14 protein-coding genes are annotated in these 15,002 nt (G+C 67.5%); 6 read left to right on the top strand and 8 right to left on the bottom strand.

Annotated features, from left to right (window positions below; all coding sequences use genetic code 11):
• Positions 1-10: 10 nt before the first annotated feature.
• Positions 11-1,621 (bottom strand): alpha-galactosidase, encoded by a 1,611-nt coding sequence (locus tag KVT44_RS42240; RefSeq protein WP_217573214.1) that lies wholly within the window; start codon positions 1,619-1,621, stop codon positions 11-13.
• 256 nt (positions 1,622-1,877) lie between these two features.
• Here KVT44_RS42240 and KVT44_RS42235 point away from each other — a divergent pair, with 256 nt between their 5' ends.
• The gene (locus KVT44_RS42235; RefSeq protein ID WP_217573211.1) at positions 1,878-3,068 is read left to right on the top strand and encodes a glycoside hydrolase family 76 protein; all 1,191 of its coding nucleotides are present in this window, start codon (positions 1,878-1,880) and stop codon (positions 3,066-3,068) included.
• Between the two features lie 174 nt (positions 3,069-3,242).
• On the opposite strand, the gene KVT44_RS42230 is transcribed toward KVT44_RS42235, so the two are convergent.
• On the bottom strand, positions 3,243-3,503 hold the full coding sequence (locus tag KVT44_RS42230; protein ID WP_217573209.1) for a transposase: 261 nt from the start codon (positions 3,501-3,503) through the stop codon (positions 3,243-3,245).
• A gap of 16 nt (positions 3,504-3,519) precedes the next feature.
• On the opposite strand from KVT44_RS42230, the gene KVT44_RS42225 reads away from it, so the two are divergent.
• Positions 3,520-4,752, top strand: a complete 1,233-nt coding sequence (locus tag KVT44_RS42225) for an RNA-guided endonuclease TnpB family protein (protein WP_217573241.1) — start codon at positions 3,520-3,522, stop codon at positions 4,750-4,752.
• 56 nt (positions 4,753-4,808) lie between these two features.
• On the opposite strand, the gene KVT44_RS42220 is transcribed toward KVT44_RS42225, so the two are convergent.
• The 4 genes from KVT44_RS42220 to KVT44_RS42205 form a co-directional block, all read right to left on the bottom strand.
• Positions 4,809-5,798: a LacI family DNA-binding transcriptional regulator gene (locus KVT44_RS42220; RefSeq protein WP_217573207.1), complete on the bottom strand. Its 990-nt coding sequence runs from the start codon at positions 5,796-5,798 to the stop codon at positions 4,809-4,811.
• A gap of 199 nt (positions 5,799-5,997) precedes the next feature.
• Positions 5,998-7,293, bottom strand: coding sequence for an extracellular solute-binding protein (locus tag KVT44_RS42215; protein WP_217573205.1), 1,296 nt, complete (start codon positions 7,291-7,293; stop codon positions 5,998-6,000).
• A gap of 45 nt (positions 7,294-7,338) precedes the next feature.
• Positions 7,339-8,244 (bottom strand): carbohydrate ABC transporter permease, encoded by a 906-nt coding sequence (locus tag KVT44_RS42210; RefSeq protein WP_254650642.1) that lies wholly within the window; start codon positions 8,242-8,244, stop codon positions 7,339-7,341.
• A gap of 4 nt (positions 8,245-8,248) precedes the next feature.
• On the bottom strand, positions 8,249-9,178 hold the full coding sequence (locus KVT44_RS42205) for a carbohydrate ABC transporter permease (protein ID WP_229889034.1): 930 nt from the start codon (positions 9,176-9,178) through the stop codon (positions 8,249-8,251).
• A 150-nt stretch (positions 9,179-9,328) separates the two neighbouring features.
• On the opposite strand from KVT44_RS42205, the gene KVT44_RS42200 reads away from it, so the two are divergent.
• Entirely contained in the window at positions 9,329-10,702 is a 1,374-nt protein-coding gene (locus KVT44_RS42200) for a glycoside hydrolase family 125 protein (protein ID WP_217573240.1), read from the top strand.
• A gap of 164 nt (positions 10,703-10,866) precedes the next feature.
• Here the strand turns inward: KVT44_RS42200 and KVT44_RS42195 are convergent, their stop codons facing one another.
• Complete coding sequence (locus KVT44_RS42195; protein ID WP_254650641.1) at positions 10,867-11,412, bottom strand: hypothetical protein; 546 nt, start codon at positions 11,410-11,412, stop codon at positions 10,867-10,869.
• 313 nt (positions 11,413-11,725) lie between these two features.
• On the opposite strand from KVT44_RS42195, the gene KVT44_RS42190 reads away from it, so the two are divergent.
• The 3 genes from KVT44_RS42190 to KVT44_RS42180 all read left to right on the top strand — a co-directional run bounded on the left by KVT44_RS42190 (position 11,726) and on the right by KVT44_RS42180 (position 14,017).
• A complete protein-coding gene (locus KVT44_RS42190; protein WP_190170595.1) occupies positions 11,726-12,478 on the top strand; it encodes a CHAP domain-containing protein in 753 nt (250 codons plus the stop codon).
• Between the two features lie 65 nt (positions 12,479-12,543).
• Positions 12,544-13,548 (top strand): RICIN domain-containing protein, encoded by a 1,005-nt coding sequence (locus tag KVT44_RS42185; protein WP_217573201.1) that lies wholly within the window; start codon positions 12,544-12,546, stop codon positions 13,546-13,548.
• Positions 13,549-13,663: 115 nt separating this feature from the next.
• Complete coding sequence (locus KVT44_RS42180) at positions 13,664-14,017, top strand: VOC family protein (RefSeq protein WP_143610486.1); 354 nt, start codon at positions 13,664-13,666, stop codon at positions 14,015-14,017.
• 199 nt (positions 14,018-14,216) lie between these two features.
• On the opposite strand, the gene KVT44_RS42175 is transcribed toward KVT44_RS42180, so the two are convergent.
• Complete coding sequence (locus KVT44_RS42175; protein ID WP_217573199.1) at positions 14,217-14,930, bottom strand: carboxymuconolactone decarboxylase family protein; 714 nt, start codon at positions 14,928-14,930, stop codon at positions 14,217-14,219.
• Between the last annotated feature and the right edge of the window lie 72 nt (positions 14,931-15,002).

Below are 15,002 nucleotides of genomic sequence, written 5' to 3'. Positions count from 1 at the left end.
GTGCGGGCCGTCAGCCCAGACGCCACTGCTGGTTGGCGCCGCCGTTGCAGGTCCACAACTCGACCTGGGTGCCGTTGACGTTCCCGGCGGGCTTGTCGCCTCCGGTGACATCGAGGCAGAGCCCGGACTGGGTGCCGGTGATGGTGCCGTTTCCGTTGAGGCGCCACTGCTGGTTGGCTCCGCCATTGCAGGTCCAGAGCTGCACTTTCGTGCCGGAGGTGGTCCCGTTGTCGTAGGCGTCCAGGCACTGGGTGCCGCCGTAGAGCCGCAGTTCACCGGCGGCGGTGAGGGTGACGGCCTGGTTGGCGCCGCCACCGCAGTCCCAGATCTCGATCTTGGTGCCGGGCGTGGTCTGACCGTCGTACGCGTCGAGGCAGCGGTTGGAAGAGGCTCCGATCAGCGGGTGTGTCGTCCCGACGCTGGTTCCGCTGCCGACGGACACCCGGTACATGACGGAGCCGTGCCCCGGTACATTGGCCGCGATGCTGCCGGTCGTGCTGCTGATCTGGTGGCTCCAGAGGTTGTTGATCCGGTAAGACGAAGCGGCCGGCAGCCCCACCGCGGAGGCCGACGTCGTGATCGTGGCCGCGCTCGAGTTCTCGTTGAACAGGACGACCGACACATCACCGTTGGCGAGGGGTTTGGTCAGGACGTGCAGCCCACCTGCCGAGGAGATCTCGGTGCCCTGCTTGCCGAGGGAGTCCTGGTCCACGGCGATGACCTCCTTGTTGCCGTAGAGGGAGAGGGTGGCGGCGGAGGCCTTGCGCAGGTCGGTTCCGGCGATCAGCGGCGCGGCCATCTCGGCCCACAGGCTGAAGTGGGAACGGTCCTCGGTGAACGACATGCCGTTGCCCACCTCGAGCATGTCCGGGTCGTTCCAGGCACCGGGCTTGGCGTACTGGGCGAGCTGGACGTTGGCCTTGTAGATCGACACCACCGTGGAGAAGTTGACGTTGATGTCGTCGGTGGTGCGCCAGCTGTTGCCGACCCCCGCACCCCAGGTCCACACACTGGCGAGACCCCAGTTGCAGAGGCTGTAGACGATCGGCCGGCCGGTGTTGGCCAAGGCGTCGCGCATGGCGGTGTAACGCTGCTGGTCGGGCACGTTCTGGTGGTTGCAGTTGTCGTACTTCAGATAGTCGACGCCCCAGGAGGCGAAGCTGTTGGCGTCCGTCTGCTCATGGCCGAGGCTGCCCGGGAATCCCTGGCAGGTGGCGGTGCCGGCGCTCTCGTAGATGCCGAGCTTGAGTCCCTTGGAGTGGACGTAGGCGGCGGTGCCGCTGACGCCGTCGGGGAACTTGACGGGGTCGGGTACCAGTTGACCGGCGGAGTTCCGGGCCGAGGCCATCCAGCAGTCGTCGATGTTGACGTACTGGTACCCCGCGTCCTTCAGGCCGGAGGAGACGAGATAGTCGGCGGTCTGCTCGACCAGCGCCTCGCTGACATTGCAGCCGAAGGCGTTCCAGTCGTTCCAGCCCATCGGGGGTGTCCGGGCCAGGCCGTTGTCGAGAGCGTGGACGCGCGGGGCCGAGCTCAGCAGGAGCAGGGGCGGGGAGAGCACCAACAGCAGCAGCGCGAGCACCGCTCTCAGGGGTCTCCACGGGCTTGACGGGGCGGTCATGTCTGCGTCTCCTGTTTCGCCGTGGGGGCCGGACGGATCCAGGTGTCCGGAGCTATGGAAACGTAACCATCGGGAAGATCTCACTACCTCGATCGGACGTCAATGGTCCGTACCACAAAGGCTGTTGGGGTAACGGCGAAGAACTACCGTGCCTGCGCGGCCTGTTGACGACTCCATTCGGCAGTGGCAACGTTTCCATTCGCCTGACGCCTGCGCGACCCGTGCAGGCGGCGGCGCTCTGAATGGAGGCGTTTCGATGCGCTTGAATCCCTCTCGCCGGGCGCTGGTCGGCGGCGGCATCGCGGCCATGGCCACGCTGACCGCGACCAACGGAACGTCAGCCGCGACAGACTTGGGCGGGTCTCAACACCCTGACCGGTCACAGGCGTTGTCACGCGGCATCGCGGCCTACGCCGCGCTGGAGAGACACCTGGCGAGCAAGGACGGCTCCGGTCTGGTCCGCGAGCAGTATCCGGCGACTTCCGGAGACAACGCGTACTCGTACGAATGGCCCTTCTCCCAGGTACACATCGCGGCCCTCGACCTCGCGGCGGTCGACGCCCGCTACGCGGCGGAGGTGACCGAGCGGGCGAAGGCGCAGGAGCACTACTGGAACGCCGGCGGCGGCACGACCGAGCTGCCCGGGTACGACTCCTACCCTCGCGCCCCCTACGGCTCCGGCGGCGACATGTTCTACGACGACAACGAATGGGTGGGCTTGGCGAAAGTCCAACTCCACCTGCAGACAGGGGACTCGGCGGCACTGGCCCGGGCCAAGGAGATCTTCGACCTCGTCAGGTCGGGCTGGGACACCGACTCCACGCACGCCGCTCCCGGCGGCGTCTTCTGGACCCAGGCGAACTGGAGCCAGGACCGCAACACCGTCTCGAACATGCCGGGCGCCCAGCTCGCCCTCCGTCTGCACCAGATCACCGGTGAAGACGGCTACCTGGACTGGGCAAGACGGTTCTACGACTGGACGAACACGTATCTGCAGAGTCCCGGCGCTTTGTACTGGGACCATCTCGACCTGAAAGGAACGGTCGAGAAGACCATCTGGTCGTACAACCAGGGAGTGCCGGTCGGCGTGAACGTCCTTCTCTACAAGTCGACCCACGACCGCACGTATCTGCGCAGGGCCGAGCGGATCGCCCAGGCGGCCTACGCCTACTACGTCACGCAGGGACGGCTGTTCACCCAGCCGGTGTACTTCAACTCGATCTTCTTCAAGAACCTGCTGCTCCTGGAGTCGGTGACCGGGGACGGCAAGTACCACCAGGCGATGGCCGACTACGCGGACGAGCTCTGGTCCACGATGCGCGATCCCGGCACGGGTCTTGTGCACTTCGACTCGTCCGGCGGCACCGAGGCGATCCAACAGGCGGCCTTCGCGCAGCTCTACGCCGTGCTCGCGTGGCCGCGCGAGCTGTGGCCGACGCTCTACTGAGCCGCTACCGGGATTCATTCGTAGTGCATCGGGCTTTAGCCCGATGGCGAAGCGAATCTTGCGGTGGCGACGCGGAGCGTCGCGGTTTCCTGTTCGGCGGAGCCGGACGTCCCGTGTTCACCACCCGTGGCGCAAAGCGCCGCGATGGCCGGTCCGGGCGGAGCCGGGTGATGCTCACACCGGCCGGTTCTGTTGCTCGATGTACTGCTTGACCACGGAGAGTGGAGCGCCGCCGACGGTTCCTGCGAAGTAGGAACCGGACCAGAGCTTGTTGGCCCCGCGAAGTCCGCGCATACCGACCGCATGATCTCCTCCATACGCGTCAGATGAGCGTCCGTGGAACACCTTGTGCCGGAACTTGGTCACGAAGACCAAGTGAACGTGCATCACGAAAGCGCAGTGCCGGCCAGTTCTGGTCTTCTGCGTCTCGCCCATAACCCAAGTGTCTATCGTGGCCGCCAAGCAGCTTCGGTACAGCTTCCGCCTGTACCCGGACATCGGTCAGCGCACCGCCCTGGCCCAGGCGATCGGTTGTGCCCGTGTCGTGTTCAACGATGCGGTGCGCGCCCGTGAGGACGCCCGGAAGGCGGGTGCGGCGTTCCCGACGGCTGGCGAGTTGTCCAGGGAGCTGATCGCCGAGGGGAAGCGGACGGTGGAGCGGTCCTGGCTGGGAGAGGTTTCCGCTGTGGTGCTCCAGCAGGCTCTGCGCGACGCCGAGGCCGCTTACCGCAACTTCTTCGCCTCCCTCAAGGGGACCCGTAAGGGCCCCAGGACTGGTGCGCCCCGGTTCAAGTCCCGTAAGGACAACCGGCAGTCGATCCGGTTCACCGCCAATGCCCGCTGGTCGATCACCGGTAGCGGGCGGCTGAACCTGCCGAAGATCGGTGCGGTGAAGGTGAAGTGGTCCAGGGCCCTGCCCACTGCCCCCTCCTCTGTCACCGTGATCAAAGACGCGGCCGGACGGTACTTCGCGTCCTTCGTCATCGACACGGACCCGGCCGACGATGCCCACCGGATGCCCGACAGCGACCAGGCGGTCGGTATCGACCTGGGCCTGACGCATTTCGCGGTCCTCTCGGATGGCCGTGTGATCGACTCCCCGCGGTTCCTGCGCCGCGCGGAGAAGAAGCTGAAGAAGGCCCAGCGGGACCTGTCCCGTAAGCAGAAGGGGTCGAAGAACCGGGAGAAGGCCCGCCTGAAGGTCGCCCGCGCCCACGCGAAGGTGGCCGACGCGCGCCGCGAGTTCCACCACCAGTTCTCCACGAAGCTGATCCGCGAGAACCAAACGATCGGTGTGGAGGACCTGGCGGTCAAGGGACTGGCGCGCACCAGGCTGGCCAAGAGCGTGCATGATGCGGGCTGGGCACAGTTCGTGGCCATGTTGGAGTACAAGGCGGTCAGGTACGGGCGCACCCTGGTGAAGATCGGCAGGTTCGAGCCGACCTCCCAGACCTGTTCCGCCTGCGGCGTCAAGGACGGCCCCAAACCCCTGAACATCAGGGAGTGGACCTGCCCCGCGTGCGGCACGGTCCATGACCGGGACCACAATGCCGCGAGGAACGTGAGAACGGCCGCCGGACTGGCGGTCGCAGCCTGTGGAGCGCAGGTAAGACCAGGACTCGTCCTGGCACAGCGCGACGAAGCAGGAAGCCACGGATTCTCCCCCGAACCCCGTGCCGCGTAGCGGCACAGCAACGGACGAGAAGGCCAGAATCCTCGGGCTTCAGCCCGAGGAGCAAGTCAACGGGCAGCCGTCTCCCCCGTGCCACGGGCGATCAACCGCGACGGCAGCACGGTCCGGTGGAAGGGTGAGTCCTCACCGTTGATGCGGTCGATCAACAGACGGGCGGCACGGCGGCCGAGTTCCTCGATGTCCGAGGTCACCACCGTGACCGGGGTGGGGAGCATATCGGCGAGCTTGAAGTCGTCGAAGCCCACCACGGCGATACTAGCGTGCAGCTGCTGGCTCGCCCGCAGGACGCCCTCGGTGAGGAAGCCCGTCGTCGAGAAGATCGCCGTCGGCGGGTGCGGCGAGGTGAGCAGGGCGTGGGTGGCGGCGGTGGCCTCCTCCGTGGTGCCGCGCCGCAGGGTGACCACCAGTGCTTCGTCGGCTTCGATGCCGCTCTGCCGCAGGGCCTTGCGGTATCCGCGCAGTCGGCGGCCGGTGGTGTAGTACGAGGGCGCGACGAGGATCGCGATCCGGCGGTGACCGTGGTCGATGAGGTGCTGCGTCGCCATACGTCCCCCGCCCTCGTTGTCGACGAGGACGACATCGGCCTCGGCTCCGGTGGCGGGCCGGTCCACAAAGACGATGGGCACCTGGTCGTGGCCGTTGACCTCCTGCAGAAAGGCGTGATCGCCCTGGTCGGGCACGATGATGAGACCGGCCACTCGTCGCCCGATCAGCTCGCCCACGGCACGGCGTTCGACCTTCGGGTCCTCGTCGGCGGTGCTCAGGAGAACGGCATAGCCGGCGTGGGCCGCCACCTCGACCGCCGCCTTCGCCAACGACGCGTAGAAAGGGTTGGTCAGGTCGCCGAGCAGCAGGCCGATGGTCATCGAGTTCTGCCCGGGGCGCAGGGAACGCGCGATCTCGTTGCGCTGGTACCCGATCTCGCTGATCGCCGCGTTCACACGGTCGGCCGTCTCCTCGCGGACCGTCCCGATGCCGTTGACGACGCGGGACACGGTGACAAGGGCGACTCCGGCCCGCTCTGCGACATCGCGCATCGTCGGCCTGGTGTTCTGGCGCTGCGGGAGACGACTGCTCACGTGGGGCGGAGACCAACTTTCCTGATGTGTTCCGCGGCCACCTGAGAGGGTGCCGCGCGGGCCTGACCGGGCGAACGCCCTCAGGATACGTTTCCGTTCTCGTCGTACGCCCCGGTCGGCGGGCGGCTTGCCCGCCGACCGCGAACGCGCCGCACACCTAACTGTTGCTCTTGATCACTTCGTTGATCTTGTCGGCCAGGGTCTGCAGATCGGACAGCGGCTTCTTGCCCTGGAGGATGTCGGGCCAGTACGCCGTGACCAGGTCGTTGGCCTGGCTGGCCCACTGGGTGGTGAAGCGCACGCCGATGGTGGACGAGGCCTTCAGATCCGTCTTGACGGTGGAGGCGACGGTCGTCTGCCCCGCCTTGTCGAGGGCGTTGAAGTAGGCGTCCTGTGCACCGGTGTAGGCCGGCACCGCCACGGGCGAGTCGGGGAGCACCTTGGTCCACACGGTGGAGTCGAGGTACTTCAGGACCTTGAAGGTGGCGTCCGCGTTCTTGGTGTACGAGGGGGTGCAGATGCCCACGGCGTCGTACAGCGTGGCCGGCTTGTCGGCCTGGGGCAGGGGCGCGAACCCGTACTTGATCTTCGGTTTGTCCGTGAGGAAGCCGGCGGCCAGCCACTGACCGCTCCAGAGCATGGGGATCTCCCCGGCGGAGAACAGCGACTGCTGGTTGGAGATGTCGTAACCGGGAGGCGCTACGGCGCCGCTCTTGATCCCCGCCACGAGCTTGCCGACGCCTTCGGTGTACGTGGCGTCGACGGTGACCTTGGTGGGGTGGTGGACGTCGTCGGTGAAGGGTGCGCCGCCGGCGGACTGGGAGTAGAGGCTGAGGCTGAAGGGGGCGTCGAGGGCGGTCATGGCGTCGGCGACGAGACCGTACTTGGCACCCTTCTCGTGCAGCTTCGCGGCGGCGTCGTACATCTGGTCCCAGGTCCAGCCGGCCGCGGGTACCGGTATACCGGCGGCCTTGAAGGCGTCGATGTCGTACCAGATGCCATACGTGTTCATCAGGGAGGGGACGCCGCCGATCTTGCCGTCGGCGGTCTTCCAGTTCTTCATGGCCGTGGAGTCGAAACTGCCGGCACTGAAGTCGCCGGAACCGGAGAGCTTCGAGGACCAGTCGGTGAGCAGCCCCTGTCCGGTGTACTGCTGCTCGGTGTCATTGCCGCACCAGAACAGGTCGGGGAGTTTCTTGGCCTGGGTCAGCGCCGAGAGCTTGTCGCTGTAGTTGCCGTTGGGCGTGTCGATGCGCTTGACCGTGATGTCCGGGTCCTGGAAACCGGCCAGAGCCTGGTCGATGAGCTTGTTGGTCGCGTTCGACTCCCAGGTCATCACGGTGACCGTGGTCTTCCCGCCCGACTCCTGTCCCGAGGAGCCGCCGCAGGCCGACGTGGCCAGTAGTCCGCCTGCCGCCAGCAGCGCTCCGGCGGCATGGAGTGTTCTTTTCAACGTGCCCTCCTGGTACGTGGATTGGGTCGGCTGACGGGGTGCGGGTCAGCGCTGGTTGACGGTGCCCAGAGCGCTCAGGCCTTGGATGAAGTAGCGCTGGGCCACGAAGAACACGGCCAGTGGGGGCAGCATGTAGAGCAGGTTGGTGGCCATGAAGAGGTTCCAGTCCGGGGTCTGGCCGGCGAACTGGGAGACGAAGGAGGCCATGCCGACGCTCAGCGGCCACTTCTCCGACGAGTACAGATAGATCAGCGGGTTGAGATAGTCGTTCCACGACATCTGGAAGGCCAGGATGGACATGGTGATCCAGGCCGGCCGGGTGATGGGCAGCATGACGCTCACGAAGATCCGGAAGTGTCCCGCGCCGTCGACCTTGGCGGCCTCGTCGATGGAGTAGGGAATCGACAGGAAGTACTGGCGGGCGAGGAAGATGAACAGCGGATTGCCGCCCAGCCAGGCCGGCACGATCAGCGGTAGCCAGGTGTCGTACCAGCCGATGTCCTTGAACAGCTGGAACAACGGGATGATGCCGACCACCGGTGGCAGGAGCATGCTGCCGACGAAGACATAGAACAGGATCCTGCGGCCGGGGAAGCGGAGTCGGGCCAGGGCGTATCCGGCCATCATCGACGTCATCACTCCCCCGATCACCGAAAGACCGGTGATGACAACGGAGTTGAGCAGCAGACGCGGGAAGTGGATCGCCTTCGGCCCGTCGATGAAGTTCTTGAAGTGGAACTCGTGGGGCAGCAGTTTCGGCGGCACTTCGAAGACGGCCGAAGGCCCTTTGAGCGCGACGGTGAGCATCCACAGGATGGGCAGGATCATCACGGAGCTGATGAGCAGCGCGATGGCGTACCAGGACGCGGTGCGTGCGGCCCTGCCCGGCGGCCGGCTCGCACTTGTGGTGGTGGGTGACTTGGGAGCCGCTGCCGACGGCGATGTCTTCATGACGTCAGGAGACGTGGTCACTGTAGGTCCAAATCGAGGAGAAGCGAGCGGTGGCGGCGATCAGGACGACGATGACGAGGAAGAGCACCCACACCTGTGCGGAGGCGTAGCCGAGTTGGGCGACCTGGCCGAGTTTCGGGAAGCCGTTGCCGTAGATCGACAGCATCAGCACCCTGGTGCTGAATCCCGGGCCTCCCATGTTGTCCGGCGAGAGGATCTTCGGCTGGTTGAAGGCCTGGAGGGCGGTCACCATCTGCAGCACGACCTGCAGCACCATGATCGGGCTGATCAGCGGCAGCGTGATCCGGAAGAACACCGTCCTGGGTCCGGCGCCGTCGAGCCTGGCCGCTTCGTAGAGCTCGGTGGGAACCGCCTGGAGCGCGGCAAGAAAAATGATCATTGTTGAGCCGACGCTCCACAGCATGACGATCACGATCGAGGGCATCGCCGAGTCCGAACCGGACAGCCACTCACTCGTCGGGAGGTGAAGCCACGTCAGCACCTGGTTGGCCAGGCCGACTTGGGGATTGAAGACGAACTTCCACAGCGTGATCGTGGCCACCACCGGCAGTACGACGGGCAGGTAGCACAGCGTGCGCAGCAGGCTGACCCCCCGCATCCGCTGGTTGCAGAAGACCGCCAGCGCCAGTCCGATGGCCAGCGACAAAGGTACGTACAGGACCACCAGCAGCAGGGTGGCGCGCACCGAGGGCCAGAACGACGGATCGGTGGTGAACATCCTTCGGAAGTTGTCGAAGCCGACGAACTTCGGGTCCGAAAGGCCGTTGTACTGCGTCAGCGCGAAGTAGGCCGACCGGATCAGCGGGTAGACGACGAACACCGTGAACCCGATGAGGGCCGGCGCAAGGAACACGTACGCGGCCCGGGCGTCCGATCCGAGCTTTCTGCGCCCCAGGCGCGGAGGAGCTGTCACACGCGTTCACCTTCTCCCTACGGGGAGTTGGCGACGGCTCAGTCCTGGGCGGGCTCGCCGGTCTGGTGGTCGCCAGCTCCCTCAAGGTAACGTTTCCATTCCCCGTTGATCACACCGTGGCGTAGGTCACAGGAGGAGTCAAGAGGCGTGATGGTAACGTTTCCCATTCCCGAATCTCCTCCGCCCTGGAGCGTTCCGGAGTCCCTGAGGACGCTCGGAGGGAAGCTCGCCACCGAACTGCGGGGCACCGGCCCGGCCGCGGACATCGTCGAGAGCTGCCTGACCAACACCTGGGCCACGTCGATGAGTTGGGGAACTCCTGCGGCCCCTTGGGCGGCGGAGGTCTTCGTCAGGACCGGCGACATACCGGCGATGTGGTTGCGCGACAGCACCGCCCAGATGCGTCCCTACCTGGCCCTGGCCGCGGATCCCCGGATCGGCGATGTCCTGGTCGGCGTGTCGCGGCGTCAGATCCGCTGCGTCCTGCTGGACCCGTACGCGAATGCCTTCAACGACGGCCCCACCGACGCGCAGGGCGAGCCCACCGACCGCCCCGGGGTGGGAAGTTGGGTCTGGGAGCGCAAGTACGAACTCGACTCGCTGTGCGCGCCACTGCAGTTGGCGTACGCGATCTGGCGGGCGACCGGTCGTGTGGACCACCTCGACGACGGCTTTCGCCGCGCCGCGTGGACGATCGTACGAACCTGGCGTGTCGAGCAGGCGCACGAGCGGTCACCGTATCGATTCGTCCGGCCCTCCGGCCCCTTCTCGTCGGACACCCTTCCGCTCGGCGGCCGCGGCGCGCCGGTGGCGTGGACCGGTATGACGTGGTCGGGCTTCCGACCGAGCGACGACCGCTGCACGTACGGCTATCTCGTGCCGGCCAACGCGTTGGCGTCGACATGCCTGCACGGCCTGGCCGCACTGGCCGAGTCCGTCCTGCACGACATGGAACTCGCCCGGACGTCCTTGGCGCTGGCGGACGAGATCGACGCGGGAATCCTGGCGACCGCGGTGGTGGAGGCGGGCGGCGCGTCCGTGCTGGCGTACGAGGTGGACGGCCGGGGCCATGTCCTGCTGGGCGACGACGCCAATCTCCCCAGCCTGCTGAGCCTCCCCCTCAGCGGCTGGTGCGCCCAGGACGACCCGCTGTACCGGTCCACTCGGCGGCTCGTGCTGTCCGACGCGAACTCCTCCTACTTCCGCGGCAGGTTCGCGTCCGGGGTGGGCAGTGCGCACACCCCGCACGAACACGTCTGGCCGCTGGCGATCGCCGTCGCCGGGCTGACCGGCGACGAGAGCGACGCGGCGCGGGCTCTGGACACACTGGCCGCCACCACCGCGGGCACCGGGCTGATGCACGAGAGTTTCCATGTCGACGACCCCGGCCGGTTCACCCGGGACTGGTTCGGCTGGGCCAATGCCATGTTCTGTGAACTCGCCCTCGACCTGTGCGGGCGGGGCGTGCGCCACCTCTTTCCCAGGCACCCGCGCGTCCCGCCTGCCGCCCCGGACGTCACCTGAGGAACGCCCGGCGCTTCAGGCCGCCTACTGGCAAGTCGGCAACAGTTCACGGCGAACCCGCCTCCGACACCTTCCAGTGGAACGTCGACCTGACACGGGTATCGGGCCGACGTGCCGTGCGAGAAGGTCTGCCTGTGCGGACGGCCAAGCGGAAGGGGCTGGGCTCAGCAGTCGTCGACCGGTGCGCCGGCGGGCAGTCCGAAGTGCGCGCGGGCCGCGGTCTCCAGCGCGGCGGGCGTCCCGGCGCCGTCGTCGAGCCGGGATTCGGAAACGAAGCTGAAGTGGTTCTCCTCCCACTCGGCGTAGCCGGCGCCGTCCGGCGGCTCCTCCTGCGCCACGACGCGGTAGCCGCCGTCGGTGTCCCGCTCCAGCCGCACCACCTGCGGGAAGTGAGCGCCGCCGCACTCCACGAGGGCGCCGGCACGCACCCCGTACTCCAGGCACTGCGTGTCGACCCCGGCCCGCACCCGGTCTCCGTTCTCCCGGAGGTCCAGTGCTTCCGCCCGGCAGAACCACTTCGCCCTGAGGGCAGGCATGCTCTCCCCGTAGCCGCTCCCTCCTGCCTGAGTCACGAGCCGGGCCTCGATCACCGGTCGCACCTCGGACCAGAGCCGTGTGTCCACGCCCACCGGCCACCGCGCCCACGCCCCCGTCGCCAACAGCACTGCCACGGCTCCCACTCCGGGCCCCCACATGCGTACGGACATCATCGCGAGCTCCTCACCCTGCCGCGCGCACTGCGCCGCTCCTGCGGGTCAAGACACACGCGAAGGACGTGGGGTTGCGCCTGAGGTCCGCCCGAAGATTCCGCGTCCCTCCTTCCGAAGGGGGGTCCGGTGCCCCGTTCCGGTCACCGCGTGCAGCCCGGACAAGCCCCTGACCAGGCCGGACAGGTCACGGGTGTCCCGGACATGTCCTGGACACTTCAACCTATTGATGACCTCGAACACCCTGGCCAGCCTTTCGGTCTGTCAGCCGGACCCGCCTTCGGGTCCGGTACGGATCGGATGGAAGGAAGCACGGATGTCTGCGATGAACACGGTGAAGACCACAGCCGTCGCGGGGGCGGCCCTGGCCATGACACTGGGGAGCCTCGTCATGGCCGCCCCAGCCCACGCGGCGACCGCTCCGGGGGCGCTGATCGCCGAGCAGGCGCTGGGCCAGTACACGAGCGGCAACGCCGAGGTGCAGAAGCGGAAGTACGAGGGCGACGCCAAGGACGGCGACACGGAGAGGAACAACTGCAACTTCTACACCGGCTTCTGGACGGCGAAGGCAAACCTCCAGTGGGACCACACCAGCGCGCCCCGCACCGGCACGATCGTCAACCGCCAGGCGTGCGGGACGAGCAAGGGCTACATGTACGTCAAGGTCAACGGCGCCTGGACGAAGACCTGGACCAGCGTCAAGTGGACCTCGCGCGCCTGGTGCGCGGATTTCGCCAAGTACACCTGGTACTGGGGCAAGGCGAAGATCACCGGCCTGAACGCGGCAGCCGACTCCTTCCGCACGTACGGCAGGTCCAACGGAACCTGGCACACCAAGGCGCAGGTGGCGGCGAACACCTACAAGCCGAAGCCCGGTGACGTCGTGAGCTACGACGACAACGGTGACGGACGGGCCGACCACGTCGGCGTCGTGACCTCGTACAACTCCGCCAGGAAGGTCTACAACTCCGTGGAGGGAAACACCTCGCTCGAGCAGCTCACCTCCAAGAAGACCCAGGCCGCCGCTGCGGGCAGGGTCCTTGGCTACACCTCGCCGAAGGCGCGGTAGTCGTCGGGTGACGTTGTCCTGAAAGGGTTTTGTTCCATGGCAGGCCCACGACAAATATGGATCGCATGGAACAGAGGGCGCTCGCGTTGCAGGAGTTACGGACCGCGGCTGAGCTGAACGCGGAGCTGCGCGAGCTGAAGGCGCGCTCCCGGCTGACGTACCGACAGCTGGAGGAGCGCGCCGCCCGGCACGGGGAGCTGCTGCCGCGCAGCACGCTGGCCGACGTGCTGCGCAATGGCTCACTGCCGCGGCCGGAACTGCTGGCCGCGTTCGTCCGCGCATGCGGGGAGGGCGATGACGTGGACGAATGGCTTGCCGCACGGCAGCGAGCCGCCGAATCTCCGGCGCTGTCCTCGGAGAGCGGCCCCTCGGCAGCGAACGCCCCTGGCACGGTCCGGCGACTCACGGACGCCCGCCGCACGCGCGTCGTCGCCGTGTCCGTCGTCGCCGTCGCGCTGGTCACTGCCGCCTCCTGGGCCGCCCTGCGTGACTCCGGCGGCTCGGGGACGTCCGAGTCCGCACCGACCTCCGCGTCCACGCAGTTGCCGCGCGACCAGGTCCTCATCCGGCCACTCGGGTCCCCCGGCCTGTGTGTGACGGACGGACAGGTGGCGGACAACCGGTACGGCTCCCTCGTCGCCGTACAGCGCCCGTGCGGCGAGACGGAGCCGCAGACGACGACTCTGGAGCCGGTGGGCAAGAACGCCTACCGCATCTCCTGGTTCCGACCCGACCAGGGGAAAGGCTGCCTGAAGGCGCTCACCTCCGGGCCCGGCAAGGGTCTGCTCGAACCGTGGGAGGCGTGCGACCGGACCACCGCCTTCCGCTTCGTACGCATGGAACCCAAGGCATCCGAGCGACCCAAGCAATCCCGGGAATCCGAGCAATCCAGGGAATCGCGGGATTCCGGGGTCTCCGGGCAGGCCGTCGGCCGGACCTATCTGATCCATGTGACCGACGAGAAGTGCGTGGGCATCAGAGCCGCGAGCACCGTCGCGGGCGCGGAGGCCGTCGTCGAACCCTGCTCGGGCACGGACGCCCAGCTCTTCGTCGTCGAAGCCGCGCTGTGAGCCTGGCCGTGGTTCACGGACGGCCGGCCGAGACCCCAGCGATCGAGACGGGGGTGTGAAGCGGGCGATGGTGTGGTGCCGGGCCGCCCGATCACCGTCCTGGCAAGATGGCGGCATGGAACGTGTGCTTGGAATCGGTGGGTACTTCATGCGGGCCGCCGACCCGGCGGCCCTGAACGCGTGGTACCGCGACTGCCTGGGCCTGGACGCCGATGAGAACGGACTGTGGCGTCAGGAGACCGGGCCGACGGTGTTCGCGACGTTCGAGTCCGAGACCGACTACTTCGGGTCCCGCGCCCAGCAGGCCATGCTCAACTTCCGGGTCCGCGACCTGGATGCGATGCTCGCGCAATTGCGCGCCAAGGGAGCGGACGTGGCCGAAGAGACGCAGGACATGGAAGGTGTCGGTCGATTCGGCTGGGTCACCGATCCCGAGGGCAATCGGGTCGAGCTGTGGCAGCCCGCCTGACCGCGTCTTCACGAAGGCGCGAGAGGCGGGACGGCACAGTCGGTGATGGTGTCGGCCTCGGCGGGCGAGAACTCCGTCCCGGCGACTGCGAGGCTCGTGCAGGCCGATCTCGTGCAGTCCAATCTCGTGCAGGCCGATGAGGACACCGTCCAGACCGTGAGTTGCACCGTTGCGAGAACCTTGGCGCGGGCGAGGAAGGTCAGGCGGCGCCGGGCGTCCGCTTCCCCTCCTGTTCCTCCCGCTCGGCGAGCAGCGCGTCGAGGACGTTCAAGGCGCGCCAGGTCCTTGTCATTCCGAATGGCGCGGTGACGCGGACGGCGGCGCGGACCTCATCCGGTGTCGCCCCCGCGCCCAGTGCGCGGCCGACGTGAGCGCGGAAGCTTTCCTGGAGGGTCTGGTAGAGGACGTCCACCGTCATGGTGGCGAACGCCCGTTCGCGGACGCTGATGCGGGACATGTCGGCCCGCATGCGCGACTGCAGGTCCATGTAGTCGGCCAGGCCCGGGTCGAGGGCTTGGACCTGGGCGCGCATCGCCGCGGGAATCGGGCTGCCCGTGCCGTCCGCGTCCACCTCGTGGCCCTTGCCGGTCGGTCCGGGCAGGCCGTGCTCGCGCTCGATCTCGGCCAGCCGCACCAGCGCGGCCAGCGCCGCCGGGTATCCGCTGTCGTAGGAGATGAAGCGGAGCAGTTCGCGCAGGTCGTCGGCGTCGATGCCCTGGTCAAGGGCGGCTCGCACATGCAGTTCGTACGGCACTCCGAGGACCTGTTCGCACACGTCGGCGACGAGGCTGAGCAGGATGCGCTCGCGTGGCGTCAGTTCCGGGCCCTCACCGGCGAGTCGAAAGCTCGCGGCAGCCATCTCCGCGAACACCGGGTCCAGTTCGACGATCGTGCTCTGGGTCGGCAGTGTCATGGCGACTCCCCCATAGGTGAACACCTGTAGTGCTACAACTGTAGACCTACAGGGCGTCCCCTACAATGCCGA

The organism is Streptomyces sp. GbtcB7, from assembly GCF_019091445.1.
Lineage (GTDB): Bacteria > Actinomycetota > Actinomycetes > Streptomycetales > Streptomycetaceae > Streptomyces > Streptomyces mirabilis.
Note: the sequence above shows the minus strand (reverse complement) of the source record. Positions and strands in the feature narration are given on the sequence as shown.